6 protein-coding genes are annotated in these 4,927 nt (G+C 65.0%); 2 read left to right on the top strand and 4 right to left on the bottom strand.

The annotated features are described in order from the left end of the window. Positions 1-43: 43 nt before the first annotated feature. Together fabI and fabG are read right to left on the bottom strand one after the other, a co-directional pair. Positions 44-802 carry an enoyl-ACP reductase FabI gene (gene fabI, locus KEM60_RS15860; RefSeq protein WP_219232368.1) on the bottom strand — a complete coding sequence of 253 codons (759 nt, stop codon included), beginning with the start codon at positions 800-802 and terminating at the stop codon, positions 44-46. A 77-nt stretch (positions 803-879) separates the two neighbouring features. Beyond that, positions 880-1,602 (bottom strand): 3-oxoacyl-ACP reductase FabG, encoded by a 723-nt coding sequence (gene fabG / locus KEM60_RS15855; RefSeq protein WP_219232366.1) that lies wholly within the window; start codon positions 1,600-1,602, stop codon positions 880-882. Between the two features lie 201 nt (positions 1,603-1,803). Here fabG and KEM60_RS15850 point away from each other — a divergent pair, with 201 nt between their 5' ends. Then, a complete protein-coding gene (locus KEM60_RS15850; protein WP_219232364.1) occupies positions 1,804-2,172 on the top strand; it encodes a DUF3099 domain-containing protein in 369 nt (122 codons plus the stop codon). Positions 2,173-2,182: 10 nt separating this feature from the next. Here the strand turns inward: KEM60_RS15850 and moaA are convergent, their stop codons facing one another. Next, the gene (moaA, locus tag KEM60_RS15845; protein WP_370626391.1) at positions 2,183-3,244 is read right to left on the bottom strand and encodes a GTP 3',8-cyclase MoaA; all 1,062 of its coding nucleotides are present in this window, start codon (positions 3,242-3,244) and stop codon (positions 2,183-2,185) included. Positions 3,245-3,279: 35 nt separating this feature from the next. Here moaA and KEM60_RS15840 point away from each other — a divergent pair, with 35 nt between their 5' ends. Continuing rightward, entirely contained in the window at positions 3,280-4,086 is an 807-nt protein-coding gene (locus tag KEM60_RS15840) for an SURF1 family protein (protein ID WP_255574739.1), read from the top strand. Positions 4,087-4,096: 10 nt separating this feature from the next. Here KEM60_RS15840 and KEM60_RS15835 read toward each other — a convergent pair whose 3' ends face one another. Beyond that, positions 4,097-4,840, bottom strand: coding sequence for an ATP-binding cassette domain-containing protein (locus KEM60_RS15835; protein WP_219232361.1), 744 nt, complete (start codon positions 4,838-4,840; stop codon positions 4,097-4,099). Positions 4,841-4,927: the final 87 nt, after the last annotated feature.

Genomic DNA, 4,927 nt, shown 5'->3' with positions numbered 1-4,927 from the left:
GCGCCCCCCCCCCCCCCCCCCCCCCCCCCCCCCCCCACGGCCCTCACCCCCCGGTCGCGTGGAATCCCCCGTCAACATGCACGATCTCCCCAGTCGTCGCCGGGAACCAGTCGGACAGCAGCGCCACACAGCTCTTCGCGGTCGGAGTGGGGTCGGTCTCGTCCCAGCCCAACGGAGCATGCTCACCCCATTCAGCGAACCGTCCGAACGCCGGAATCGACGTCGCCGCGGTCGTACGGATGGGGCCAGCCGCCACTAAATTGCACCGAATTCCCGCCGGACCGTAAGCCTGCGCGCAGTATCGGTTGGTCGCTTCGAAGGCCGCCTTCGCCACCCCCATCCAGTCATACCCGGGCCAAGCCACTGACGCGTCCAACGTCAACCCGACCATGGCGCCACCCTGGGGCATCAACGGGGCACACGCTGCGACCAGCGGCTGCAGAGAATACGCCGAGATCTGCAATGCCGGAGCGACATCCGCCCAGGTGGCAGTCGTGAAGTCGAACGCCGCACGAGGGGCATAACCGATCGAGTGCACCACCCCATCCACGGTCGAGGCATGCTGACGGATCTGGTCAGGCAACGCCTCAAAATGCGCCGGGTCGGCGACATCCAACTCCACGACCGGAGCCAACGTGGGCAACCGCCGAGCCATCGCCTCCGTAATCCGCATCGTCCGACCGAACGAGGTCAAGATCACCTGCGCGCCCTGTTCCTGAGCCAGTCGGGCCACATGGAAAGCGATCGACGACTCCGTCAACACTCCAGTGACCAGGACAGTCTTGGCTGCCAACAACCCCATGAGATTCCTTCCACAAGAAATGTCCGATGCGCATGGCACCTCGGACCCGACCTGTCCGTGCGACATTGGGTTGCCGCTCACTGCCCCATCCCGATTCCGCCATCCACCGGCAGGACCGCGCCAGTGACATACGACGCCGCCGAGGAAGCCAGGAACACTGCTGCTGCAGCGACCTCCTCAGGTCGGCCGAACCGACCCATCGGGATCTGTCCGCGATAGCTCTCTGACACCTGCTCCGGCAACACCGCTGTCATGTCGGTCGTGACAAATCCCGGAGCGATCACATTGGCGGTGATGCCACGTCCAGCCAACTCCCGGGAAATCGAACGAGCCACCCCCACCAAGCCAGCTTTTGACGCAGCGTAGGTGACCTGACCTGGGGAGCCCATGGCACCGACCACACTGGAGATGAAGATCATTCGGCCGCGCTTCAACCGGATCATCCCTCGGCTCGCTCGGCGGGCGCAACGGATCGCGCCGGTCAGGTTGGTCTGCAAGACCGACTCGATGTCCTCGTCGGACAGTCGCAGCAACAGCTGGTCCCGAGTGATCCCAGCGTTCGCGACGAGGATCTCCACCGGACCACCCAGGATCTCCTCGGCAGCGGCGAAACCAGCATCCACGGACGCAGTGTCCGAGACATCCACTGTCACAGCGGGCAAGCCGTCAGGAGCCTTCCCGGATCGAGAGCCCACCACGACCCGGACGCCATCGGCAGCCAACGCCCGGGCCGTGGCCAACCCGATCCCCCGGTTACCTCCGGTCACCAGAGCGGTCCTGGTGCTCGTCTGCTCGCTCATGATGCTCCGTCCGTCGTACGTCCCTGGTGTCGGGACGCGAACCTAGCGAACTACCCTCCGGTATCCCAGCCGGTCCTGCGACCGGAGTGTCGCCGCTTGGGATCGAAGAGCCTCCTGCCAGCCCGAACGTACGCTGTGCCAAGGCATTCGGAGAACGAACCGAACGGATCAGCCTCGAACGGATCGACGTACTGTGGACCCATGATCCGCGCGCACCGTCGACCGGCACGCCCGGTGCACTCCATCTCCACCGTCCCCACCTCGGTCGCCGAGGACCAGGACGCGAGGATGCGCGCCTACCTGATCTCCATGGGCATCCGCACCGTATGTTTCGTGCTGGCGGTCGCGGTCTACCTGCTTCTCCACCACACCTGGGCGGCCGTGATCATCGGGATCGCGGCCGTGGTGCTCCCCTACCCCGCTGTCGTGTTGGCGAACAATGCCTCCCAGCATCGGTCCCACACCATGATCGAAGCGCCCCCGCGTCACGAACTCACCACGGGCAGCGCAATGGCAGCTCCAACCGAGCCGCCGTCGTCCGACCCAACCGGATCTCAGCGCTCGTCGTGAAAAGACCCGTTTAGCCGCCGATGGCGCTCATCGGTCGAGCCGGTTGAGTGAAGTCGGGGGCGCCGATGCCATGCCCTCGAGCTTTGCGCCACATCTCTCCCCGGATCAATCGGATCAATTCGCTGTCCTCGGCCCCTGATCTCATCGGGCCCCGCACATCCACTTCGCCTCGGGCAAAGAGGCAATTGCGGACCATTCCGTCCGCAGTCAACCGGACTCGATCGCACGCCCCGCAGAACGGGGCAGTCACTGACGCAATAATCCCGACAGTGGCAGGGCCATCGTCGATGCGGAACAGCTCCGCGGGCGCGCTCCCTCGGCCAGCATCTGGCAACGGAGTCAACCGGTGACCCTGTTCCAGGCGGGCGCGCAGCTCAGCCGCGCTGACCATCGCCGTACGATTCCAACTGTGCTGAGCGTCGAGGGGCATCTGCTCGATGAACCGCAATTCGTAGTTGCGTTCCAGACACCAATTGAGCAGGTCGAGGACACCATGATCGTTGACCCCACGCATGGCGACGGCGTTGACCTTCACCGGTCGCAGCCCTGCGTCGTGGGCGGCAGCTAAACCGGCCACGACCCGGTCGAAGCGATCTCGACGGGTGAGATCGCGGTAGGTCTGGGGGTCGATGGTGTCGAGGCTGACATTGACTCGATCGAGTCCGGCGGCAGCAAGATCATCGGCCACGGCGGCCAGTCCCACCCCGTTGGTCGTCATCGCCAGATGCGGACGAGGCGTCAGGGCAGATAACCGGCGTACCACATCCACCACCCCCGGGCGCAGCAGCGGCTCTCCCCCGGTCAGCCGCACCTTGGTCACCCCTTGCTCGACGAAAATCCTTACTAGCCTGACGATTTCGTCGTCTGTGAGCATTTGGGGGCGCGCCATCCACGGCAGCCCTTCTGCGGGCATGCAATACGTGCACCGCAAATTGCAGTGGTCAGTCAATGACACCCGCAGATCAGTAGCGACCCGACCGAACGTATCCGCCAACGGTCGTGACGACATGCCGACCTGCTCCGTCGTGGCGGGAGGAATATCGTCAGGATCAACAGAGTGCGGTACTGGCATGCCGTCAGAGTAGGCCGGGTAACGTCACATCCGTGATGCGGACCCTGATGACCCGACGGTGGATCATCGCGTTAACAGCAGCCACCGCCTTCTTCGTCATCTGCCTCTTCCTCGGCTGTTGGCAATGGGGTCGACATGTCGAGAAGTCATCGATCGCCGACGCCGTCCGACAGCACTACACCGCTGCGCCCGTTCCCGTGGACACCGTCCTGCCCCCCGGCGGCACCCTCCACCAGGACCAATTGTGGACTCGGATCACCGCTACTGGGACGTACCAGACCACCGCGCAACAGTTCGTTCGGAATCGACCTCAGAAAGTCACCTACGGTTTTGAGGTCGTCGTCCCGCTCACGTTGGCCGATGGCACCAGCCTGCTCATTGACCGCGGCTGGGTGCGCAACGGTGAGAACGCCACGGTGCTTCCCTCCGTCCCCGGGCCTCCCACCGGGACAGTGACTGTCACCGGGTGGCTTCGCCACGGCGAGGAATCATTGGGCCGCGATCTGCCTGCCGGGCAACTTGCTTCGATCAACCTGTCCGATGCCGCGAAAGCCACCGGGACTCGCCTCCGGGCAGCGTACGTCGTCCTCGACACAGAGCAGACCGGACCTGGAGTTCCTGAACCGGCCCGGCCAGCGCCGCTGCTGCCTCCCGACACTGATATTGGCCCACACTTCGCGTATTCCTTGCAGTGGTGGGGCGGATCGATCGTCGGTTTTGTCTTGGTGTTTGTCTACGCCCGACGTGAACATCATGACCGGCTCCGGGCCGTCCATGGCAGTGCGGCACCTCCACCGCCGCGCCCCAAGAAAAAACGCATCTGGGATGAGGAAGACGAATGATCCGGAGGATTCAGTCTCGGAACTGTTTGGCGTACAGCGAGGCGTATAGCCCCCCGGAGACGGACAGCTCCGCGTGGGTGCCACGCTGCACGATGTGGCCGTCGTCGACTACCAGGATCTGATCGGCGTCACGCACCGTTGACAACCGGTGTGCGATCACCAGTGCCGTCCGCCCTGCGAGTGCGGCGTCGAGGGCGTGGTGGACGGCGATTTCGGATTCGCTGTCGAGGTGTGCGGTGGCTTCGTCGAGGATGACGAGTCCGGGTTCTTTGAGGAGGAGTCGGGCGATGGCGAGGCGTTGTTTTTCGCCGCCGGAGAGGCGGTGGCCGCGGTCGCCGACGATGGTGTGGAGGCCGTCGGGGAGGCGGGTGATGAGGTCCCAGATTTGGGCGGCGCGGAGGGCGTTTTCGAGGTCGGTGGGGGTGGCGTTGGGGCGGGCGTAGCGGAGGTTGGCTTCGATGGTGTCGTGGAAGAGGTGGGGGTCTTGGGTGACGACGCCAATGTGGTCGCGCAGGGTGGTGGTGGCGATGTCGCGCAGGTCGGTGTTGCCGATGCGGATGGTGCCGGTGGTGGGGTCGTAGAGGCGGGTGACGAGGGAGGTGATGGTGGTTTTGCCGGCGCCGCTGGGGCCGACGAGTGCGGTGAGGGTGCCGGGTTCGGCGCGGAAGGTGATGTGGTGCAGGACAGGGCCGGTGGTGTCGGACTTGATGGTGGCGTTGCCGTCGAGGGAGGGGAGGGAGATGTCGGTGGTCACAGCGGCGGTGGTGGTGGCCTCTGGGTGGGCTGTTGGTCAGTCCCCGGTGATCGCTGGGGTGGCGGTGCTGTCGGCGGCAGTAGCAGT

Source organism: Austwickia sp. TVS 96-490-7B, from assembly GCF_019331795.1.
Classification (GTDB): Bacteria; Actinomycetota; Actinomycetes; order Actinomycetales; family Dermatophilaceae; genus Austwickia.
This window is presented reverse-complemented; position numbering and strand designations above follow the sequence as displayed.

Bases quoted from the DNA above. Each gene is read 5' to 3' on its own strand.
- fabI (WP_219232368.1), bottom strand. From the start codon at position 802: ATGGGGTTGTTGGCAGCCAAGACTGTCCTGGTCACTGGAGTGTTGACG.
- fabG (WP_219232366.1), bottom strand. From the start codon at position 1,602: ATGAGCGAGCAGACGAGCACCAGGACCGCTCTGGTGACCGGAGGTAAC.
- KEM60_RS15850 (WP_219232364.1), top strand. From the start codon at position 1,804: ATGATCCGCGCGCACCGTCGACCGGCACGCCCGGTGCACTCCATCTCC.
- moaA (WP_370626391.1), bottom strand. From the start codon at position 3,244: ATGCCAGTACCGCACTCTGTTGATCCTGACGATATTCCTCCCGCCACG.
- KEM60_RS15840 (WP_255574739.1), top strand. From the start codon at position 3,280: ATGCGGACCCTGATGACCCGACGGTGGATCATCGCGTTAACAGCAGCC.